The organism is Streptomyces sp. NPDC088354, from assembly GCF_044753585.1.
GTDB lineage: Bacteria > Actinomycetota > Actinomycetes > Streptomycetales > Streptomycetaceae > Actinacidiphila.
Map to the genome: position 1 here is coordinate 289813 of NZ_JBIVNJ010000002.1, position 20783 is coordinate 310595.

Consider the following 20783-nt stretch of genomic DNA (forward strand, 5'->3'; position numbering starts at 1 on the left):
GCACGTGCTGTCAGTCTCCGGTTCCGAGGCCCCGGATCCGGCTCTCACTGCGTACAACAATCGCCGGACGATCTTGGAGCGTTCCCACGGTGTCGGACGGGGCGGGACCCGCAGGAACGACCTCGCCGTACTACGCCAGGAACCCGGCGACGGCCGTCACGAACCGCTCGCCGTCGTCGAGCCACGGGTGGTGCCCGGCCCGGGGCTGGACCACGAGCCCGGCCGCGGGGAACAGCCCGGCGAACTCGGCCACGGTTCGGGGCGGAGCCCCCGGGTCGACCTCGCCGGCCAGCAGGAGCACCGGTGGCGCGAAGCGGCCGAGCGCGGCACGCGTGGCGTCCGGGTCGAAGGCGCCGTCGGTGCCGAAGGCGGCCATGACCTCCTGGTCCACCCGCTCCTCCGCGGCGGCGTGATGGGCGCGAGCGGGTTCGTCCCAGCGGCCGTAGGAGAACGGTGCGACGGCCCGCCACTGGTCCTCGCCGCCGCGGCCCGCCGCGATGGCCTCCAACGCCGCGAACGCGGCGGGGAACCAGGGCTCGTCACGCCGGAGCCGCGCGGTGGCGAGCCGCAGGTCCCCGGCGATCGGGATGCCGACGGCCCTGACGCTGGGGGTGACCAGCACCAGCCTGCGGACGCGTTCGGGCCGGCGGACGGCGTACTGGACGGCCAGGTTCGCCCCGGCGCAGTGGGCGAGCAGGTCCGGGCGTTCGAGCCCGAGGTGCTCGCGCAGGGCTTCCACGTCCTCGACGAGCCGGTCGCACCGGCAGGAGGCGAGGTCCTCCGGAACCTGCGACCGGCCGGTGCCCCGCAGGTCGAGCCTGATCAGGCGGCGGTGAGCGGACAGACCGCCGAGGTCGCCGAGGTACGCGGAGTCCGTCGGCCCTCCGGGCAGGCAGATCACGGGATCGCCGTCGCCGGCGACGTGGTAGGCGAGCCGGGTCCCGTCGTACGCGGAGAAGGAGAACTCGGAGAACTCCGAGGGCACTGAGGGCACTGAGGGCACAGCCATGGCAGAGATCCTTTCGGTGGATGCTCAGAACAAGTGCCGCCCCCGCGGGGCGGCTTGGGCAGATGCGGATCAGCCGGGCACATCAGCCGCGCGCATGCGGGGCGCCGGAACCGGGGGCGGGTCGCCGCGGGAAGAACCGCTGCGAGTTCTCCGGCACGAGCAGTTCGTGCCTTCCGCTCCGGGGGCGGTCCCCACGTCCGGGCGCGTCGAGCACGGCCACGGAGGAACCGCGGGCGGTCACGAGGCGGCGGGACCGGTGCACCGTGCCGGGCGCTTTCCGCTGCCGGCCGCCGTCGCGGCCGAAGAGCCGTTCCGTGACGCCGTGGGAGGTGGTGCCTGCGGTGAAACGCATGAAGGGATGGCCTTTCGGGATGCCTACGGGCACTCCCAGGGCCGCCTACATCAGGCGAACCGCACAGCCACGCGGGAGGAGAGCACCCAGCCTGCAACAGCGTTGATGGGTCTCACCTCCTCGGTCCGTGGCGAACGCGGTGACGTTATCAGGTGCGGCCGCCCGCCGGGGCGGATCGCCGGAGGGCCGCCGGCAGCCGCGCACGGTGCCCTTGACGCTCAGGATGTTCAGCATCATCCTGGAGCGAACGGCGACAGTGCAGCGATTCATCACGCATACCCATTCAACGGCCACCCGGCGTGACAGCCCTTCGGCGCGGGAACGTGGGCAGGCCCACAGCTATCGTCACTGCCTTGACTGGTGATGCAGTCTGTGCGAGCGTCGACACCGAGCACGACCGGTCCACCGCGCCCCTGGTGGCCGGGGCAGGGTCGCCCTCGCTTGTGGCTGCGTTGCCGCAGGTCGCAGATCGCCGAATCGGCCCGGAAGAAAGGGATGCGGCTCATGTCGAAGACCGCCCGGAAACTCACCAAGGCGCGCGAAGCCACGACTGCCACTGCCATTGACACTGCCGCCGCCACCCCCGCGGTCGCCGCGATCCCGCCGGTCACCGTCGTCACCACGGCTGTCACGGCTGCCGATGCCGACGCGGCAGCCCGCCGTGCCAGGTTCGGGGCGCTCCCCGAGCGCGTGCGGCCCGAGGAGACGACCGAGGTGATCCCCCTCATAGCGAAGTACCCGTCGCAGGACCACTACGACCACGAGAAGTGGCTCACCTGCCGGTGGGTGTAGGCAGCGGTCCCGCTCCGGGCGGCACATATTCGATCGACCCCCGCGCCCGGCACGGCTAGGTTGGCGCGATGGCCGAGTTGCACACCGATCGTCTCCTGCTCCGCGAATGGCGGGACTCCGACCGCGCCCCCTGGGCCGCGTTGAATGCCGATCCGCGGGTGCGCGAGTACTTTCCCGGGGTGCTCACGCGGGAGCAGAGCGACGCGTCCGCGGCCCGCTTCCAGGCCGACCTCGAACGGCGCGGCTGGGGATGGTGGGCGGTCGAGGTCAGGGCCACCGGCGACTTCATCGGATTCACGGGGCTCGATCCGGTGGACGAGGGAATGCCGTTCACCGGGGTGGAGGCCGGCTGGCGCCTGGCCCGCCCGGCGTGGGGACATGGTTACGCCACCGAAGCGGCTCTGGCCGTAGTGGCCTTCGGCTTCGAGCACGTGGGCCTCGACGAGATCCTCGCGGTCACGACCGCGACCAATCTCCCTTCGCAGGCCGTGATGCGCCGCATCGGCATGACCCGTGACCCGGCCGACGACTTCGACGACCCCGAGGTGCCGGACGGCCCCCTGCGCCGCAGCGTGGTGTACCGCCTCCGAGCCCATGACGTCGCCGGAGCGTCGCGCCCCTGACGCGGCCCTGCGCCCGCACGACGGTTCGCGGCCGCTCGGGAAGCGGGTCGGTCAGACCTTGTCCAGCCAGAGCACGATGCCGGTCGTGCCACGCAGCACCGCCGCGGCACCCGCCCTGATGGCGGCCTCACAGCGCGCGGTGGTGAACGATGCGGGGTCGTAGGTGGAGGACATGCCGAGCCCCTCACCGCGGAACGAGGCACCGGACCAGTCGACCGCGGTCACGTTGTGTGTGGGCTCGGCCAGTTCCGCACCCACGACGAGGAACTGCTGCGACAAGTGGTTCGGGGTGACCATCGCCAGGGGGTCGATCAGATCGTTGCCCGCGCTGACGATGAGGTCGGCGCCCGCCTTCAGGGCTCTGACGGCCGCCGGGACATAGTCCGACGGGCCGTCGGCGGTCACCGTCCTCAGGTCCACGTGCTCCGCCTCGGCCCACTCCTGGACCGCCTTCACCAGCGACTTGGTCGGAGCGTCGTCGCCGGCGGTGAGCAGGACGACGCGGTAGCCCCGCGACGGGTGGACCCCGTCCCACGAGCCGGGCCGCGGGGTCGCGGTGGCCTCCGGAGCCGGCGGGTGTGCGGGGTCGACGAACCCGGGACCGGGCGTGCCGACGGCGGTCGGCTCGGGGTGCGGCCGAGACCAGTCGTCGCCGGAGCCGCATCCGGTGACCAGCGCGACGGCCACGGCGAGCGTGGCGAGGGCGCGAAACGGGGCGCGCAAGGTGATCGTCCTCCGAGTGGTGAAGGGTGGTGCGCCCCCCATCCTGCTATCCCGTTCCCGGCCGTGGTCCTTCGCGGACGTCGTTCTCGATGTTGTTGTTCGACGGTTCGCCGACAGGGCGCATCCCGTTCACCTGCGGCATGCACCGTGCACTGGCAACCTGAAGGAGCCACATGTCACAACGTGTCCGCCGCGCCATCGTCGGGATCACCGCGGCGGTGATCGCTGTCCTGGGCCTCGCGCAACCGGCGCTGGCCCACGGGTTCTCGTCGACCGTGTACGTCAACGTCACCTCGGGCGACGAGGGTCGGATACGCACGACGCTGCAACTCGAGTACGACCTCTTCGTCGTCTCCACCGCCGACTACGAGAAGGACGACTCCCTCTTCAAGGCGGGAACCGCCGCGTTCGACGCCGGCGACAAGGACGCGCAGGAGGCGGCGCTCGACGCCCACAAGGCGTCGGCCGTGAGCTATGTCACCAAGCGCTTCTCCGTCGCCTCCGGAGGCAAGGCCTGCAGCCCGGCGCAGGTCGGCGCCTTCGCGATGACGCAGCGGGAGGGTGTGCCGTACGCCGGTCTGACGCTCGACTGGACGTGCGCCGAGGGGGACGACGACCACACGGTGCGCGGCGGGCTCTTCCCCGACGCGGAGGGATACGTCAAGGGCACCAAGACCATCGTCACCTACGACGTCGACGGCCGCTCGGGCAGCGCGGCGCTCGACGCGGAGCACCCGTCCTTCTCGATCAGCCAGACCTGGTACGAGCGGTTCTGGGAGTTCTTCCGCCTGGGCGCCGAACACCTGCTGACCGGCATCGACCACATCCTGTTCCTGCTCGCACTGATCGCCGGGTCCCGGCGGCCGCGCGAGATCGTGCTCGCGGCCACGAGCTTCACCCTCGCCCACTCGGTGACGTTCATGCTCGCCGCGCTCGGCGTGGTCGACGTGCCGTCACGGGTCGTGGAGCCCGTCATCGCGCTGTCGATCGCCGTGGTGGCGGGCTGGTACCTGTGGCGGATCTGGCGGCGCCGCGGTCACGCGACCGACATCGAAACGTCGGGGGACAGCCACTTCAGCCTCGACCGCGCCGGGTGGACGCGCCTGGGCGTGGTGTTCTGCTTCGGCCTGGTCCACGGTCTGGGCTTCGCGGGCGCTTTGGGGATCGACGCTGCATGGTCGTGGACCCTGCTGTGGTCGCTGCTGGTGTTCAACGTGGGTATCGAGGCTGTACAACTGGCCATCATCGCCCTCGTCTTCCCCTTGCTCATCGTGCTCCGCCGCCGCTCTCCGGCGGCCGGACTGTGGGCGACGGGCGCGATCTCCGCGGGTGTGGCCGCGATGGGAATGGTGTGGTTCGTGCAGCGGGCGTTCGGACTCTGAGACCAGCACAAGTCTCGCATGTTGTTCAGACAACTCAAAGATCGCATTTATCTTCCCTTTACCTGCGGCAGAGAGTTTGTTGATCTCCATTCCATGCACACACATCGTGCACAAGAGGAACGAAAACTCATGAGATCGAGCAACTCCTCGCAGGCCTCCGGGCCTGTGCGGCGTCGTGTGGCCACTGGCGCCACCGCGGCATTTCTCGGCCTGTCCGTGGCCCTCGGCAGTGGCCTGGCGACCCCCGCCAACGCCGCCGACACCTCCACGATCACCGGCATCGTCCTCGGCGTGGGCTCGAACGAGTCGCAGCGCACCGTCACGTGGTACTCCTCCGCGGACACGGCCCAGAAGGTCCAGGTCGTCCCGACCGCGCAGCTCGTGAACGGCGAGTTCCCGGCCGACGCGGCCACCTTCGACGCCATCGGCGCGGCGAACATCGCGACCAGCGGCGGCTTCAACCGCCACGCGACGATCACCGGCCTGAAGGAGAACACGGCGTACTCCTACCGTGTCGGCACCGAGGGCAGCTGGTCCACGGCGTACTCCTTCAAGACGCAGGACTTCGAGGGCGACTACGACTTCCTGTTCTACGGCGACCCGCAGATCGGTTCGTCCGGCAACCTGGCGAGCGACCAGGCCGGCTGGCAGGACACGGTCGACGTCTCGCTGAGGGCCAACCCCAACGCCGAGCTCCTGGTGTCGGGCGGTGACCAGGTCGAGTCGGCCAACAACGAGTCCCATTGGAACTCCTTCCTCGCGCCGGACCAGCTGCGCCAGTACCCGTGGGCCGCCACCATCGGCAACCACGACGTCGGCGGCAAGGCCTACGAGCAGCACTTCACCACCCCGAACACCGACCGCTCGGCCCCGTACTACGACAATGGGAACCCGGCGGGCACCAAGTCGGGCGGTGACTACTGGTACATCTACAAGGACGTGCTGTTCATCGACCTGAACAGCAACAGCTACAACTCCGCCAACGGCGGCGGCGACGCGGCGCACGTCAGCTACGTCACCGACGTCATCAACAAGCACGGCAACGAGGCCAAGTGGAAGGTCCTCGTCTACCACCACTCCATCTACTCGCCCGCTGACCACGCCAAGGACAGCGACAACAAGGCGCGTCGTGTGGACTTCCCGACGACGTTCTCCAAGCTCGGCGTCGACCTGGTCCTCCAGGGCCACGACCACAGCTACTCGCGCAGCTACCTGATCAAGAACGGCGAGAAGGAGAACCCGGCCGAGAAGCCGGGTGCCGCCGACGTGTACCCGGGTCCCGGCGGCGTCCTCTACGTGACGGCCAACTCCGCCTCGGGCTCGAAGTACTACGACATCACCAAGCCCGACAGCAGTGGCACGAGCGGCGCCGGCAACGGCGCGGACCCGCTCAACCCGAACAACTACTGGTACAACTCGGTTCAGAACCAGGAGCACGTCCGGACCTACGTCAAGGTCCAGGTGCGCAACGACAAGCTCGTGGTCGAGAACATCCGCAGCGCCGCCAACGGCGCCGACCAGCCGGTCGGTTCGCACGTGGACGACGTCACGGTGCACCCGTACCACGGTGACAGCCAGGACCTCCAGGTCAACGTCCCGAACCCGGCTCCGGGCGAGTTCGGCTGGACGATCGACGGCTACAACGGCCTGGTGGACCTCGGCACCGCCGAGGAGAAGAACGGCGACCACTTCGAGGCGGACGGCCGGCTCAACCCGATCGTCGTCTCGGACAGCCGCCGCTCGCTCGCCCCGTGGTCGATCTCGGCCAGCGTGAGCGCGTTCAAGGACGCCGACAAGACGTTCGCCAGCTCCTTCCTCGGCTGGACGCCGCGCGTCCTGGTCGCCGGCGCGGGTGCCACGGCCAACGCGTCGGTGGCCTCGGGCTACGACGACCAGGGCCAGGGCCTCGCGATCTCGCGCGGCCTCGCCTCGGCCGAGCAGGGCCACGCCCGCGGTTCGGCCAAGGTGGGCGCCGACCTGGATCTGAAGATCCCGGACAGCGTCCAGAAGGGTGACTACCGCGCCACCCTGACGATCACCGCACTCAGCAGCTGATCGGACCCGTTCCACCTGGCGGGGGGGGGGGGGGGGGGGGGGGCCGCCCCCCCCCCCCCCCCCCCCCCCCCCCCCCCCCCGCGGGGGGAGGTTCAGATGCCCGCGGCGGACGCGAGGTCGGTCTTGAGGGCGTACAGGACCTCGGCCGCCCTCGTGCGGGTGGCCGCGAGGGTGTCGGCACCGCCGGGGACCGGGAGGACGACCTCCAGGTAGCACTTGAGCTTGGGCTCGGTGCCGCTGGGCCGGACGATGACACGGGCCGCCTCGACCGGGCCGGCGCCGGCGAGGTGGTAGCGCAGGCCGTCGGTCGGGGGCAGGGCCCCGCTGCCCTGGGTGAGGTCCTCGGCGATCGTCACGGTCAGCCCCGCCAGCGAGGCCGGCGGCCGCTCCCGCAGCCGGGTCATGGCGTCGCCGATGAGGCTGAGGTCGGCGACCCGCACCGAGAGCTGGTCGGTGGCGTGCAGGCCGTACTCCAGAGCGATGTCGTCCAGGAGGTCGGAGAGCGTGCGGCCCTTGGCCTTGAGCTCGGCCGCGAGTTCGGCGACGGCCAGGGCCGCGCTGATGCCGTCCTTGTCGCGGACGCCGCCGGGGTCCACGCAGTAGCCGAGCGCTTCCTCGTAGCCGTAGCGCAGGCCCTCCACGCGGGAGATCCACTTGAAGCCGGTCAGCGTGTCGGCGTAGTCCAGGCCCGCCCGGGCGGCGATGCGGGACAGCAGCGAGGAGGAGACGATGCTCGCCGCGAAGGTGCCCGTGGCGCGCTGGTGGACCAGATGGGTCGCGAGCAGCGCGCCCACCTCGTCGCCGCGCAGCATCCGCCAGCCGGCCTCGGCGGCGCGGTCCGGGACGGCGACGGCGCAGCGGTCCGCGTCGGGGTCGTTGGCGATGACGATGTCGGGACCCAGCTCGCGGGCGGCAGCGAAGGACAGGTCCATCGCCCCCGGCTCCTCGGGGTTGGGGAACGCGACGGTCGGGAAGTCCGCGTCGGGCTCGGCCTGTTCGGCCACCACGTGCGGGGCGGCGAAACCGGCCCGCGTGAAGGCGGCGGTCAGCGTGTCGCGACCGACGCCGTGCAGGGGGGTGTAGACCACGGACAGGTCCCGCGGGGAGTGCCGGTCCACCACCGAGGCGACGCGGTCCAGGTAGGCCTCGACGACCTCGTCGCCGAACACCTGCCAGCCCTCGTCGGAAAGCGGCACGTCCGCGAGCGGGCCGATCGCGGCGATCTCGGCGGCGATGCCGGAGTCGGCGGGCGGCACGATCTGCGAGCCGTCGCCGAGGTAGACCTTGTAGCCGTTGTCCTGGGGCGGGTTGTGGCTCGCGGTCACCATCACGCCCGCGGCCGCGCCGAGGTGGCGGACGGCGAAGGCGAGCACGGGCGTCGGCAGCGGCCGGGACAGCAGTGCGGCGCGCAGCCCCGCGCCCACCATGACGGCGGCGGTGTCGCGCGCGAAGTCGTACGACTTGTGGCGCGCGTCGTAGCCGATGACGACCAGCCCGTCGCCCTGGCCCTGCGCCGTGAGGTACGCGGCCAGGCCTCCGGCCGCCCGGATGACGACCGAGCGGTTCATCCGCATGGGGCCCGCGCCGATCTCGCCGCGCAGTCCGGCGGTGCCGAACTGCAAGGTGCCCGCGAACCGGTCCGCCAGCTCGTCCACCGCGTCCCGGTCGCCGGCCTCGGCGGCGGTGAGCAGGGTCTCCAGCTCGCCGCGGGTGTCCGGGTCGGGGTCCTCAACCAGCCAGGTCCGGGCCTGCCGGATCAGTTCTGCGGTGCTGCCGGCGCCTGCGCTTGCGCTTGCCACGTGATGCTCCTGCGATGTCTCGGTCGTCGGTGCCGCCTCCGCCGCGCGGTGGCCGGTCTCGGGACCGGCGTGCCCGCCGCGCGGGTCGCGCGGGCGTGCCGGGGCCCGTCCGGCGGGCGGCGGCCGGGGTGGGGGCGGCGCGGGCCGGGGGACAGGGGGTTACCTCCCCGCGCCCGCGGGTTCCCTAACCAGGTGAACCGGGCGCCGGAGCCGGCTACGGGCGGGCGGGGCGTTCGCGCCCCGGTCCCGCCCGGCGGCCGGCATCCCGGCGGGCGGTCAGATCCGCTCCAGCACCTGGGCGAGGAGGGCGCCCATGCGGGCGGCGGAGTCGCGGCCGGCCTCCAGGACCTCCTCGTGGTTGAGGGGTTCGCCGGTCATGCCGGCGGCGAGGTTGGTGACCAGGGAGATGCCCAGCACCTCGGCGCCCGCCTCGCGGGCCGCGATGGCCTCCAGCGCCGTGGACATGCCGACCAGGTCGCCGCCGATGGTGCGGACCATGTTGATCTCGGCCGGCGTCTCGTAGTGCGGGCCGGGCAGCTGGACGTAGACGCCCTCCTCCAGGGAGGGGTCGACCTCCTTGCACAGCGCGCGCAGCCGCGGCGAGTACAGGTCGGTGAGGTCCACGAAGTTGGCACCCACGATCGGCGAGGTGGCCGTCATGTTGATGTGGTCGCTGATCAGCACGGCCTGGCCGGGCCGGTAGGTGGGGCGCAGGCCGCCGCAGCCGTTGGTGAGCACGACGGTCTTGCAGCCCGCGGCGACGGCGGTGCGCACGCCGTGCACCACGGTGGCCACGCCGTGGCCCTCGTAGAAGTGGTTGCGGCCGAGGAACACCAGGGCGCGCCGATCGCCCATCCGCACCGAGCGCACCTTGCCGGAGTGGCCCGCGACGGCCGGCGGCGGGAAGCCCGGCAGTTCCGTGATCGCGAACTCGTACTCGGCCTCACCGAGCATGTCGGCGGCCGGCACCCATCCGGAGCCCATCACCAGGGCGACGTCGTGGGTCTCGTCGCCGGTGAGCTCGCGCAGGCGAGCGGCGGCCTCCGTGGCGGCGGCGTACGGGTCGCCCAGCGGAGTGCGGGCTGCGTTGGGATGTGCGGAAGAGTTCACGCCGATGAGGGTAGCCGGTTATCTCCTACGCGCGTAGACGTCTCAGGTCACGGTCTGCGAAACTTCGGAGGATCCGACGATTGACGCTCCCATGGTGACCTTCGGGGCGTCCGGTGGCGAGCGCTTTCCGTGCGGATCACCCGGTGTTCGTCTCCGCCGTGCCCGGGTCGCGCGCCCCGGCGGTCAGCAGGGGCGCTTGCGCAGTTCCATGACGTAGTCGTGCGGCGCGCCCGCGGACTCCGCCGCGTCGGCCAGCTCGCCGAGGTAGCGGGCGGAGGGGAGGCCGCCCTCGTAGTCGTTGAGCACGTAGATCCACGCCGTCACGTCGCCGTCCAGGGTGTGCGCGCGGACCTGGTGGCGGCGGTAGATGCCCAGCGGCACGCCCTCCCAGCGGTCGAGTGACTCGTCGTCGACCGGCGCGATGTCGTATAGCCCGACGAAGACCTGGTGCAGCGGGTCCTCCACCAGGGTGGCGATCGCCCCCTCCCAGCCCATCTGCTCGCCGCCGAACGTCAGGCGCCAGCCGTCGAGCCAGCCGGTTCCGCGCAGCGGCGAGTGCGGGGCGCGGCGGGTCATCAGCCGCGCGTCGAGGTTGCCGGCGTACGCGGCGTAGAGCGACATGGTGACGAGAGTACGACAGAGGGGCCCTGCCCACCCGACCACGACGGCCGGGCCGCGGGGCCCAGTAAGTGATCACTTGGCGCGTGCGGGACAATGGGGTACGTGACTCGGATCGTGATCATTGGTGGCGGACCCGGCGGATACGAAGCGGCCCTCGTGGCCAGCCAGCTGGGCGCGGAGGTGACCGTCGTCGACTGCGACGGTCTGGGCGGGGCGTCGGTGCTCACCGACTGCGTACCGTCGAAGACCCTGATCGCGACGGCCGAGGTGATGACCACCTTCGACTCGTCGTACGAGGAACTGGGCATCATCGTGGCGGACGACACGCCGCACGTCGAGCAGGCGGCCCGGGTCGTCGGCGTGGACCTCGGCAAGGTCAACCGCCGGGTGAAGCGTCTGGCCCTCGCCCAGTCGCACGACATCGCCGCCTCCGTCACCCGTTCCGGTGCCCGTGTCCTGCGCGGCCGCGGCCGGCTCGAGGGCATGCAGGCCATCGACGGCTCCCGCAAGGTCGTCGTCACGGCCGCCGACGGCACGAGCGAGACCCTCACTGCCGACGCCGTGCTCATCGCCACCGGCGGGCGTCCCCGCGAGCTCCCCGACGCGCTGCCGGACGGCGAGCGGATCCTCAACTGGACGCAGGTGTACGACCTGGAGGAGCTCCCCGAGGAGCTCATCGTGGTCGGCTCCGGCGTGACCGGCGCCGAGTTCGCCGGCGCGTACCAGGCGCTCGGCTCCAAGGTGACGCTGGTCTCCTCCCGCGACCGCGTCCTGCCCGGCGAGGACCCGGACGCCGCCGCCGTCCTGGAGGACGTCTTCCGGCGCCGCGGCATGAACGTCATGGCCCGCTCCCGCGCCGAGTCCGCCAAGCGGGTGGGCGACCGCGTCGAGGTCACCCTCTCCGACGGCCGGGTCATCACCGGCAGCCACTGCCTCATGGCGGTCGGCGCCATACCCAACAGCTCCGACATGGGCCTGGAGGGCGCCGGGGTCAAGGTCAAGGAGTCCGGCCACATCTGGACCGACAAGGTCTCCCGCACCTCCGCTCCGGGCGTGTACGCGGCCGGCGACGTCACGGGCATCTTCGCGCTCGCGTCGGTCGCCGCCATGCAGGGCCGGATCGCGATGTACCACTTCCTCGGCGAGACGGTCGGCCCGCTCAACCTCAAGGCGGTCTCCTCCAACGTCTTCACCGACCCCGAGATCGCGACCGTCGGCTACACGCAGTCCGACGTCGACGCCGGCATCATCGACGCCCGCGTCCTGAAGCTGCCGCTGCTGCGCAACCCGCGCGCGAAGATGCAGGGCATCCGGGACGGCTTCGTGAAGCTCTTCTGCCGCCCGGGCACCGGGATCGTGGTCGGCGGCGTGGTCGTCTCGCTGCGCGCGAGCGAGCTGATCCACCCCATCTCGATCGCGGTCGACAACAATCTGACCGTGGAGCAGATGGCGAACACCTTCACGGTGTACCCGTCGCTGTCGGGCTCGATCGGCGAGGCGGCACGGCAGTTGGCCACCAGGAAGGCCGCCGGGGAGCTGTAACCGCCGGGCGCGGGACCGCAGCTTTCCGTATAGCACGCGACGTCCGACTTCACGAACAACTTCTGTTAATCGGTGCAAACTGCTGATAGCAGACGGTCATTGGCGTTACTGTCAGTTTCGTGTTCGCAGCAGAACGTCGCCAACTGATCCTCGAAATGGTGCGCGCCAATGGAGCGGTTTCGCTCCGTGAGCTCGCCCGCGTCGTCCAGACCTCGGAAGTGACCGTACGGCGTGACGTGCGGGCGCTGGAGGCAGAAGGACTGCTCGACCGCCGGCACGGCGGTGCGGTGCTGCCGGGGGGCTTCACCAGGGAGTCCGGCTTTCCGCAGAAATCCCATCTATCGACCGCGGAGAAGACGGCGATCGCCGATCTCGCGGCCGGTCTCGTCGAGGAGGGCGAGGCCATCGTCGTCGGTGCCGGTACCACCACCCAGGAGCTGGCACGCCGGCTCGCCCGGGTGCCGGGGCTGACCGTCGTGACCAACTCCCTGCTCGTGGCGCAGGCGTTGGCGCACGCCAACCGGGTCGAGGTCGTCATGACCGGCGGCACGCTCCGCGGGTCCAACTACGCGCTGGTCGGCAGCGGCGCCGAGCAGTCCCTGCAAGGGCTGCGGGTCTCCCGGGCGTTCCTGTCCGGGGCCGGTCTCACCGCAGAGCGCGGCCTGTCCACCTCGAACATGCTCTCCGCGAGCGTCGACCGGGCACTGGTCCAGGCGGCCGCGGAAGTCGTGGTGCTGGCCGACCACACCAAGCTGGGCACGGACACCATGTTCCAGACGGTGCCGACGGACCTGATCACGCATCTGGTCACCGACGCGCCGCCCGCGGGCGACGACCGTGCCGCGACCGAGCTCCAGGCGCTGGCCGACCGCGGTGTGCAGGTCGCGGTGGCGTCGACCGACGGAGTGGACGGCGGGATGCCCCACGGGCGGCAGCGGCGGGAGATGCCGCCCGTGCCGGGCCCCCGCCGGCACCAGCACCCGCAACCGGGCTACTCCGGTGGCAGCGCGGCCCCACCCGGTGAGCCGCGCGCCCGGGCCGCCGGCCAGTCGGCCGGAGGCGTCGCGGGGAGCATGTCCCCGCTGCGCACCGCCCAACTGGCCGGGGAGCAGCAGGCCGCGCGGATCGCGGACCTGGCACCCCGCCGCCGCTGACCACCGCGGGCCCCGGCCGATCGTCGGCCGGGGCCCGCGTGCGGTGCCGTGCGTGCGGTACTGCGTCGTCCCGAGCGCGGATCAGTCCTTGATCTCGCAGATCAGCGCGCCGGAGGAGACGGAGGAGCCGACCTCTGCGGCCAGGCCCTTGATGGTGCCGGAGCGGTGCGCGTTGAGCGGCTGCTCCATCTTCATCGCCTCCAGGACGACGACCAGGTCGCCCTCCTTGACCTCCTGGCCCTCCTCGACGGCCACCTTCACGATGGTGCCCTGCATCGGCGAGGCCAGGCTGTCGCCGGAGGCGGCGGAGCCGGCCTTCTTCGCCGTGCGCCGCTTGGGACGGGCGCCGCCGGCGGCCGCCGTACGGGCCAGGGTCATGCCCAGCGAGGCCGGGAGGGAGACCTCCAGGCGCTTGCCGCCGACCTCGACCACGACGGTCTCGCGGCCCGGCTCCTCGGACTCCTCGCCGTCGACCGCGGCGGTGAAGGGCGGGATCTCATTGACGAACTCCGTCTCGATCCACCGGGTGTGGACCGTGAACGGGCCCTCGCCGCCGTGCACCTCGGGCGCGAACGCCGGGTCGGCGACCACCGCGCGGTGGAACGGGATGGCGGTGGCCATGCCCTCGACCTGGAACTCGGCCAGGGCGCGGGCGGCGCGCTGCAGCGCCTGCTGCCGGGTGGCGCCGGTGACGATCAGCTTGGCCAGCAGCGAGTCCCAGGCGGGGCCGATGACACTGCCGGCCTCCACGCCCGCGTCCAGGCGCACGCCCGGACCGGACGGCGCGTCGAACCGGGTGACGGTGCCGGGGGCCGGCAGGAAGTTGCGGCCGGGGTCCTCGCCGTTGATGCGGAACTCGAAGGAGTGACCGCGCATCGGCGGGTCGTCGTAACCGAGCTCCTCGCCGTCGGCGATCCGGAACATCTCGCGGACCAGGTCGATGCCGGTGACCTCCTCGGTGACCGGGTGCTCGACCTGGAGACGGGTGTTGACCTCCAGGAAGGAGATCGTGCCGTCGGTACCGACCAGGAACTCGCAGGTGCCCGCGCCGACGTAGCCGGCCTCCTTGAGGATGGCCTTGGAGGCGCGGTAGAGCTGCGCGTTCTGCTCGGGGGTCAGGAAGGGCGCGGGCGCCTCCTCCACGAGCTTCTGGTGGCGCCGCTGCAGCGAGCAGTCACGGGTGGAGACGACGACCACGTTGCCGTGCTGGTCGGCCAGGCACTGGGTCTCCACGTGCCGGGGCTTGTCCAGGTAGCGCTCGACGAAGCACTCGCCGCGGCCGAAGGCGGCGACCGCCTCGCGCACCGCGGAGTCGTAGAGCTCCGGGACCTCCTCCAGCGTGCGGGCGACCTTCAGGCCGCGTCCGCCGCCGCCGAAGGCGGCCTTGATGGCGATCGGCAGGCCGTTCTCACGCGCGAAGGCGACGACCTCCTCGGACCCGGAGACCGGGTCGGGGGTGCCGGCCACCAGCGGCGCGCCGGCGCGCTGCGCGATGTGCCGGGCGGCGACCTTGTCACCCAGGTCGCGGATGGCCTGCGGCGGCGGGCCGATCCAGGTCAGGCCCGCGTCGAGGACCGCCTGGGCGAAGTCGGCGTTCTCCGACAGGAAGCCGTACCCCGGGTGGACGGCGTCCGCCCCGGCTTCGGCAGCGGCCGCCAGCACCTTGGAGATGTCCAGGTAACTGGTGGCCGGAGTGTCACCGCCCAGCGCGTACGCCTCATCGGCCACGCGCACATGCAGCGCGTCCCGGTCCGGCTCCGCGTAGACGGCCACACTGGCGATCCCGGCATCCCGGCAGGCACGGGCGACGCGGACTGCGATTTCACCGCGGTTGGCGATGAGGACCTTGCGCACGATGGCTCCCTCCTTGAAACAAGCAGAGTTTAGGTACTGGCGACACTTCGTGCCGAGGCACCCCTGGGGGTGAGCTTGCCCACACGGAGGGTGACACGAGTCCCCGCCGGGGGCTCGGATGCCGTGGCTTCCCACGGTAAATCCCTATTCATCCCGGTGCTTGGGGCCCTGGGGTGTGGGCCGGGTCACCAGCCTCCACCGTGGCCGACGGGGCGTTGGTTTTGTGGGAACTCCACGAAGGCCCGGGGAAATCTTTGCCGGACCAGCGCCCCATACGGGTGGCGGCGGCGAAACCCTTGCCGCAACTCCTACCCGTTAGTAGCGTGCGCCTTACGTGATACCGGCGGTAAGCCGGTCGGGGACAGGGGGCGCGCAGTGCGCAGGAGTGTCGCCGCGACAGCGGCCGTGGTGCTCGTCCTGGAGGCGTTCGGCTTCGCCGTCGTCAACTGGGTGATGGGCATCGCCGTCGAGCACCAGCAGATGTCCCTGGGCGGGCTGAAGCCCAGCGCGATGGCGGCGGGTGCGTGGGCGGCCGGCGTGGTGATGGCGCTCTTCCTCATCGGGTGCGCGATCGTGCTCGCCCGCGCCGCGGTCCGGGACCGCGCCCCCGGGCGCCTCGGCCGCATCCTGCTGATCGTCTGCGCCGTGACCCACGGCGTGCTCGCCGCCGGCCTGGCCGCGCCGGTGGGCTGGGCGGCGTTCGTCGGGATGGTGGTGATCATGGGCCTGGTGGTGCTCAGCCTGCTCCTGTACGCCGGAGGTGAGGCCCCGGCGGCCCCTGCCGCCGACCAGCCGGGCGGGAGCACGCCCCCGCCGCCTCCCGTGGCGCCCGCCGCGGTCTGACCGGGAAGTCCCGGACCGACCCGGACGCCTCAGACCCAGAAGTCCGTGATGCGCAGGCCGAGGTCCGCGAACAGCCGGCGCAGCAGCGGCAGCGACAGCCCGATGACATTGCCGGAGTCGCCCTCGATGCCGTCGACGAACGGGGCCGAGCGGCCGTCGAGCGTGAACGCGCCGGCCACCGCCAGCGGCTCGCCGGAGGCGACGTAGGCGGCGATCTCGTCGTCGTCCGGGGTGCCGAAGCGGACCGTGGTCGAGGCGGTGGCCGACACCCTGCGGCCGCCCGCGCCCAGGTCGATGACGCAGTGTCCGGTGCGGAGCACGCCGGACCGGCCGCGCATGGACTTCCAGCGGGCCGTGGCGTCCTCCGCGTCCGACGGCTTGCCGAGGGCCTGGCCGTCCAGGTCGAGCACGGAGTCGCAGCCGATGACCACCTCGTCGCCGGAGAGCCCGGCGGCGACCGCGGCGGCCTTGGCCTCGGCCAGGACCAGAGCGAGTTCGGCGGGGCTGCCGGCGCTGACCGCCTCCTCGTCGACGCCGCTGACGACGACCCGCGGGTCGAGTCCGGCGTTCTTGAGCAGCCCGAGCCGCGCGGGGGAGGCGGACGCGAGGACGAGCGGGCGGGTGCGGGCGCTGCGGCTGTCGGTCATGCCGTCATCGTAGTCAGCAGCGCCAGGCCACCAGCGCGGTGATGACGGGGACGGCGACGGCGATCACGAGCATCGCCCGGCGCAGCATCGCCTGGGCCTGCCGCATCTCCTCGGGGGGTTCGTCGGACGGGTCGGACCACAGCATCCGTCCAGGGTGCGCCGTGTGCGGTGCCCGCGCCTGAGTACGGATACTCAGGCGCGGGCGGCACGCCGCGGGTGCGGGCCCGGGTCAGTGCGGCCAGTACGTGGCGCGCCAGGCCGCCGGCGACGGGCGGAGCGGCCGGGACGGCACGTTGCGCGCGGGGGCGGCCCACTCGTCGGCCTGCCGCGGGCCGTCGGCGGGGCCGGGTGCGGCCGCGGCCCGCGCCTGGACGAGGGCGACGACGGCCGCCAGTTCCTCCGGGGTCGGGTTGCCCCGTTCAACCTTGATCATCATCGTGGGCACACTCCTTACAGCGGGATGTTGCCGTGCTTCTTCGGCGGCAGGCTCTCGCGCTTGTTGCGCAGCGTCCGCAGCCCCTTCACCAGGTGCACACGGGTCTCCGAGGGCATGATCACGGCGTCGACATAGCCGCGTTCGGCGGCGACGTACGGGTTCAGCAGCGTGTCCTCGTACTCCCGCATCAGCTCCGCGCGCAGCGACTCGGCCTCCTCCGGCGAACCGGCCTCGGCGAGCGTGCGGCGGTGCAGGATGTTGACCGCGCCCTGGGCGCCCATGACGGCGATCTGCGCGGTCGGCCAGGCCAGGTTGAGGTCGGCGCCCAGGTGCTTGGAGCCCATGACGTCGTAGGCGCCGCCGAACGCCTTGCGGGTGATGACGGTGATCAGCGGCACGGTGGCCTCGGCGTACGCGTAGATCAGCTTGGCACCGCGCCGGATGATGCCGTTCCACTCCTGGTCGGTGCCCGGCAGGAAGCCGGGGACGTCCACGAAGGTGATGACCGGGACGTTGAAGCTGTCGCAGGTGCGGACGAAGCGCGCGGCCTTCTCGCCGGCGTTGATGTCCAGGCAGCCGGCGAACTGCATCGGCTGGTTGGCGACGATGCCGACCGGGCTGCCCTCGATCCGGCCGAAGCCGGTGACGATGTTCGGGGCGAACAGCGCCTGCGTCTCCAGGAACTCGCCGTCGTCCAGCACATGCTCGATGATCTTGTGCATGTCGTACGGCTGGTTCGCCGAGTCCGGGATCAGCGCGTCGAGTTCCAGGTCCTCGGCGCCCACCTCCAGGTCCGCCTCCTGGGGGTAGGCCGGCGCCTCCTGGAGGTTGTTGGACGGCAGGTACGACAGCAGTGCCTTGACGTACTCGATGGCGTCCTTCTCGTCGCCCGCCATGTGGTGCGCGTTGCCGGAGACGGAGTTGTGCGAGCGGGCGCCGCCGAGCTCCTCGAAGCCGACGTCCTCGCCGGTGACGGTCTTGATGACGTCCGGTCCCGTGATGAACATGTGCGAGGTCTGGTCGACCATCACCACGAAGTCGGTGATGGCGGGGGAGTACACCGCGCCGCCCGCGCAGGGGCCCATGATGAGGGAGATCTGCGGGATCACGCCGGAGGCGTGGGTGTTGCGGCGGAAGATCTCGCCGTACAGGCCGAGCGAGGTCACGCCCTCCTGGATGCGGGCGCCACCCGAGTCGTTGATGCCGATGACCGGGCAGCCTGTCTTCAGCGCCCAGTCCATGACCTTCACGATCTTCTCGCCGAAGACCTCGCCGAGCGCCCCGCCGAACACCGTGAAGTCCTGCGAGAACACCGCGACCGGACGTCCGTCGACGGTGCCGTAGCCGGTGACGACGCCGTCGCCGTAGGGGCGGTTCTTCTCCAGGCCGAAGTTGGTCGAGCGGTGCCGCGCGAGCTCGTCGAGCTCCACGAACGAGTTCTCGTCCAGCAGCAGTTCGATGCGCTCACGGGCCGTCAGCTTGCCCTTCGCGTGCTGCTTCTCCACCGCGCGCGCCGAGCCTGCGTGGGTCGCCTCCTCGGTGCGGCGGCGCAGGTCCGCGAGTTTCCCCGCGGTCGTGTGGATGTCGTACTCCGGCTCAGCCATGGGAAGCGGCTCTCCTGTTCCCGTCGGGTGGATCTGAGGGTGTGACGTGACTGGCGAGTAATTCTGTTTCCGTAGCGTAACCGCGCGGATGCTGCCCGGTCAGTGCGGCGTTGACCACACCCCTGCTCCTAGGCTGGGACACATGACATCGAACCGCTGGTCCGACCTCGACCGCCCGCCGCTGAACGTGACGGCCCTGCGCAAGGCGATCGTCACGCCGGACAGCCGGTGGACCTCCTTCGACCTCGTCGAGGCCACCGGCTCCACCAACAGCGACCTGGGCGCCCGCGCCCGCGAGGGCGCGCCCGAGGGCGCGGTGCTGGTCGCCGAGGAGCAGACCGCCGGGCGCGGCCGGCTGGACCGCCAGTGGCAGGCGCCGGCCCGCTCCGGGCTGTTCTTCTCCGTGCTGCTGCGGCCGTCCGCCGCTCCCGCCCACCGCTGGGGCTGGCTGCCGCTGCTCGCCGGGGTCGCCACGGCCACCGCCGTCGCGCGCACGGCGGGCGTGGACACCGGCCTGAAGTGGCCCAACGACGTGCTGGTGACCGTCGGCGGCGAGGAGCGCAAGACCGGCGGCATCCTCGCCGAGCGGGTGGGCGACGACGCCGTCGTCCTGGGTATCGGGCTCAATGTCACGCTGCGCGAGGACGAGCTGCCGGTGCCCGCTGCCGGGTCGCTGGCGCTCGCCGGGGCGAAGGTCACCGACCGCGATCCGCTGCTGCGCGCCGTGCTGCGCTCGCTGGCCGACTGGTACGGCGAGTGGCTGGGCGCGGAGGGCGATCCGGCGGCCTCGCGGCTGCAGCAGGCGTACGCCGCCGGCTGCACGACCCTGGGCCGCACGGTGCGCGCGGTGCTCCCTGGCGGCACCGAGGCGACCGGCCGGGCGGTCGCCGTGGACGACGACGGGCGCCTGGTCGTGGCCACCGCCGCGGGCGAGCGGGCGGTCGCCGCGGGCGACGTCGTCCATGTGCGGCCGGCGGGAGAGTGAGCCAGGCCACACCTGTCGTATGGTGGGTGCGGCAACCGCCATACAACAGGTGTGCGGAAGGGCCACTACGCAGGGACCCTGGAGGGGGCGGGCGGTGACCGTGGACGACGCGAGCGACCTCCCGTCGCACGACGGACCGGACCGGGAGCCGGAGAGCGGGCCGGAGGGCACCGCGCCCGACGACGAGCCGGACGGGCCGGGGGACGAACCGGAGGCCGGGCCGTCCGGGCCGGAAGAGGACCCCATCGCGCTCCGCCTGGAGCAGTTGATCATGGGCGCCGAGCGGCTCTACACGCCGTTCCAGGCGGCCCGCAGCGCCGGCGTCTCCATGGACCTCGCGGCCCGCTTCTGGCGGGCCATGGGCTTCGCCGACATCGGCCAGGCACGGGCCCTGACCGAGGCCGACGTGCTCGCGCTGCGGCGCCTGGCGGGTCTGGTGGAAGCCGGTCTGATCAGCGAGAACACGGCCATCCAAGTGGCCCGTTCCACGGGGCAGACCACCGCGCGGCTCGCCGAGTGGCAGACCGACTCCTTCCTGGAGGAGCTGACCGAGCCGCCCGAGCCCGGCCTGACCCGGGCCGAGGTGGCCTACCCGCTGGTCGAGCTGCTGCTGCCGGAGCTGGAGGAGTTCCTGACCTACGTCTGGCGGCGGCAGTTGGCCGCCGCCACCAGCCGGGTCGTGCGCTCCGACGACGAGGAGGCCGTCGACCGGCGGCTCGCGGTCGGCTTCGCCGACCTCGTCGGCTTCACCCGGCTGACCCGGCGGCTGGAGGAGGAGGAACTCGGCGAACTGGTCGAGGCCTTCGAGACCACGGCCGCCGACCAGGTCGCCGCCCACGGCGGCCGGCTGGTCAAGACCCTCGGTGACGAAGTGCTGTTCATCGCCGACGACCCGGGCACCGCCGCGGAGATCGGCATGCGGCTGATCGAGACGATGAACGGCGACGAGACGATGCCGGCGCTGCGGGTCGGCATCGCCTTCGGCACGGTCACCACGCGCATGGGCGACGTCTTCGGCACGACGGTGAACCTGGCGAGCCGGCTGACCTCGATAGCGCCCCGGGACGCGGTGCTCGTGGACGGGGAGCTCGCGCAGGCGCTGGTCGCCGGCGGCGAGGCGCCCGAGTCCGAGGCGGAGGTCGAGCCCGGGTCGGACGAGAAGTACCGGTTCGCGCTGCAGCCGATGTGGCGGCGGCCGGTGCGCGGTCTCGGCGTCGTGGAGCCCTGGCTGCTGAGCCGCCGCGGGGGCTGA

20 protein-coding genes are annotated in these 20783 nt (G+C 72.0%); 9 read left to right on the top strand and 11 right to left on the bottom strand.

All coding sequences use genetic code 11. The annotated features are described in order from the left end of the window. Positions 1-130: 130 nt before the first annotated feature. Positions 131-1009, bottom strand: a complete 879-nt coding sequence (locus ACIP98_RS04615; RefSeq protein ID WP_401973723.1) for an alpha/beta fold hydrolase — start codon at positions 1007-1009, stop codon at positions 131-133. Positions 1010-1091: 82 nt separating this feature from the next. Beyond that, positions 1092-1361 (bottom strand): hypothetical protein, encoded by a 270-nt coding sequence (locus tag ACIP98_RS04620; protein WP_401973725.1) that lies wholly within the window; start codon positions 1359-1361, stop codon positions 1092-1094. A 504-nt stretch (positions 1362-1865) separates the two neighbouring features. Here ACIP98_RS04620 and ACIP98_RS04625 point away from each other — a divergent pair. Both ACIP98_RS04625 and ACIP98_RS04630 read left to right on the top strand, forming a co-directional pair. Then, a complete protein-coding gene (locus tag ACIP98_RS04625) occupies positions 1866-2153 on the top strand; it encodes a hypothetical protein (protein ID WP_319657564.1) in 288 nt (95 codons plus the stop codon). Between the two features lie 68 nt (positions 2154-2221). After that, positions 2222-2776, top strand: coding sequence for a GNAT family N-acetyltransferase (locus ACIP98_RS04630; RefSeq protein WP_319657565.1), 555 nt, complete (start codon positions 2222-2224; stop codon positions 2774-2776). Between the two features lie 51 nt (positions 2777-2827). Here ACIP98_RS04630 and ACIP98_RS04635 read toward each other — a convergent pair whose 3' ends face one another. Beyond that, complete coding sequence (locus ACIP98_RS04635) at positions 2828-3499, bottom strand: hypothetical protein (protein WP_401973728.1); 672 nt, start codon at positions 3497-3499, stop codon at positions 2828-2830. Positions 3500-3672: 173 nt separating this feature from the next. On the opposite strand from ACIP98_RS04635, the gene ACIP98_RS04640 reads away from it, so the two are divergent. Both ACIP98_RS04640 and ACIP98_RS04645 read left to right on the top strand, forming a co-directional pair. After that, positions 3673-4881 carry a HupE/UreJ family protein gene (locus tag ACIP98_RS04640; protein ID WP_401973729.1) on the top strand — a complete coding sequence of 403 codons (1209 nt, stop codon included), beginning with the start codon at positions 3673-3675 and terminating at the stop codon, positions 4879-4881. A gap of 129 nt (positions 4882-5010) precedes the next feature. Beyond that, positions 5011-6936: a metallophosphoesterase family protein gene (locus tag ACIP98_RS04645; RefSeq protein ID WP_319657568.1), complete on the top strand. Its 1926-nt coding sequence runs from the start codon at positions 5011-5013 to the stop codon at positions 6934-6936. 92 nt (positions 6937-7028) lie between these two features. Here ACIP98_RS04645 and ACIP98_RS04650 read toward each other — a convergent pair whose 3' ends face one another. From ACIP98_RS04650 to ACIP98_RS04660, 3 genes are all read right to left on the bottom strand, one after another. After that, positions 7029-8735 carry a phospho-sugar mutase gene (locus tag ACIP98_RS04650; protein ID WP_401973731.1) on the bottom strand — a complete coding sequence of 569 codons (1707 nt, stop codon included), beginning with the start codon at positions 8733-8735 and terminating at the stop codon, positions 7029-7031. A 276-nt stretch (positions 8736-9011) separates the two neighbouring features. Next, positions 9012-9845, bottom strand: a complete 834-nt coding sequence (locus tag ACIP98_RS04655; protein WP_319658673.1) for a purine-nucleoside phosphorylase — start codon at positions 9843-9845, stop codon at positions 9012-9014. Between the two features lie 183 nt (positions 9846-10028). Next, positions 10029-10466: a gamma-glutamylcyclotransferase gene (locus tag ACIP98_RS04660; RefSeq protein WP_319658674.1), complete on the bottom strand. Its 438-nt coding sequence runs from the start codon at positions 10464-10466 to the stop codon at positions 10029-10031. A 93-nt stretch (positions 10467-10559) separates the two neighbouring features. On the opposite strand from ACIP98_RS04660, the gene ACIP98_RS04665 reads away from it, so the two are divergent. Further along, a complete protein-coding gene (locus ACIP98_RS04665) occupies positions 10560-12008 on the top strand; it encodes an NAD(P)H-quinone dehydrogenase (protein WP_319658675.1) in 1449 nt (482 codons plus the stop codon). A 155-nt stretch (positions 12009-12163) separates the two neighbouring features. Next, positions 12164-13162, top strand: coding sequence for a DeoR/GlpR family DNA-binding transcription regulator (locus ACIP98_RS04670; RefSeq protein WP_384294279.1), 999 nt, complete (start codon positions 12164-12166; stop codon positions 13160-13162). Positions 13163-13243: 81 nt separating this feature from the next. Here the strand turns inward: ACIP98_RS04670 and ACIP98_RS04675 are convergent, their stop codons facing one another. Further along, positions 13244-15016 (bottom strand): biotin carboxylase N-terminal domain-containing protein, encoded by a 1773-nt coding sequence (locus ACIP98_RS04675; protein ID WP_319658677.1) that lies wholly within the window; start codon positions 15014-15016, stop codon positions 13244-13246. A 375-nt stretch (positions 15017-15391) separates the two neighbouring features. Between ACIP98_RS04675 and ACIP98_RS04680 the strand changes: the two genes are divergently transcribed. After that, positions 15392-15859 (top strand): hypothetical protein, encoded by a 468-nt coding sequence (locus ACIP98_RS04680; protein ID WP_319658679.1) that lies wholly within the window; start codon positions 15392-15394, stop codon positions 15857-15859. Between the two features lie 29 nt (positions 15860-15888). On the opposite strand, the gene ACIP98_RS04685 is transcribed toward ACIP98_RS04680, so the two are convergent. The 4 genes from ACIP98_RS04685 to ACIP98_RS04700 all read right to left on the bottom strand — a co-directional run bounded on the left by ACIP98_RS04685 (position 15889) and on the right by ACIP98_RS04700 (position 18546). Next, complete coding sequence (locus ACIP98_RS04685) at positions 15889-16506, bottom strand: nucleoside triphosphate pyrophosphatase (RefSeq protein ID WP_319658680.1); 618 nt, start codon at positions 16504-16506, stop codon at positions 15889-15891. 13 nt (positions 16507-16519) lie between these two features. Continuing rightward, positions 16520-16651 carry a morphogenic membrane protein MmpB gene (gene mmpB, locus ACIP98_RS04690; protein ID WP_319658681.1) on the bottom strand — a complete coding sequence of 44 codons (132 nt, stop codon included), beginning with the start codon at positions 16649-16651 and terminating at the stop codon, positions 16520-16522. Between the two features lie 84 nt (positions 16652-16735). Continuing rightward, a complete protein-coding gene (locus ACIP98_RS04695; protein ID WP_319658821.1) occupies positions 16736-16939 on the bottom strand; it encodes an acyl-CoA carboxylase epsilon subunit in 204 nt (67 codons plus the stop codon). Positions 16940-16956: 17 nt separating this feature from the next. Continuing rightward, positions 16957-18546: an acyl-CoA carboxylase subunit beta gene (locus ACIP98_RS04700; protein WP_401973734.1), complete on the bottom strand. Its 1590-nt coding sequence runs from the start codon at positions 18544-18546 to the stop codon at positions 16957-16959. A 142-nt stretch (positions 18547-18688) separates the two neighbouring features. Here ACIP98_RS04700 and ACIP98_RS04705 point away from each other — a divergent pair, with 142 nt between their 5' ends. Beyond that, positions 18689-19531, top strand: coding sequence for a biotin--[acetyl-CoA-carboxylase] ligase (locus ACIP98_RS04705; RefSeq protein WP_319658683.1), 843 nt, complete (start codon positions 18689-18691; stop codon positions 19529-19531). A 94-nt stretch (positions 19532-19625) separates the two neighbouring features. Continuing rightward, the gene (locus ACIP98_RS04710) at positions 19626-20783 is read left to right on the top strand and encodes an adenylate/guanylate cyclase domain-containing protein (protein WP_319658684.1); all 1158 of its coding nucleotides are present in this window, start codon (positions 19626-19628) and stop codon (positions 20781-20783) included.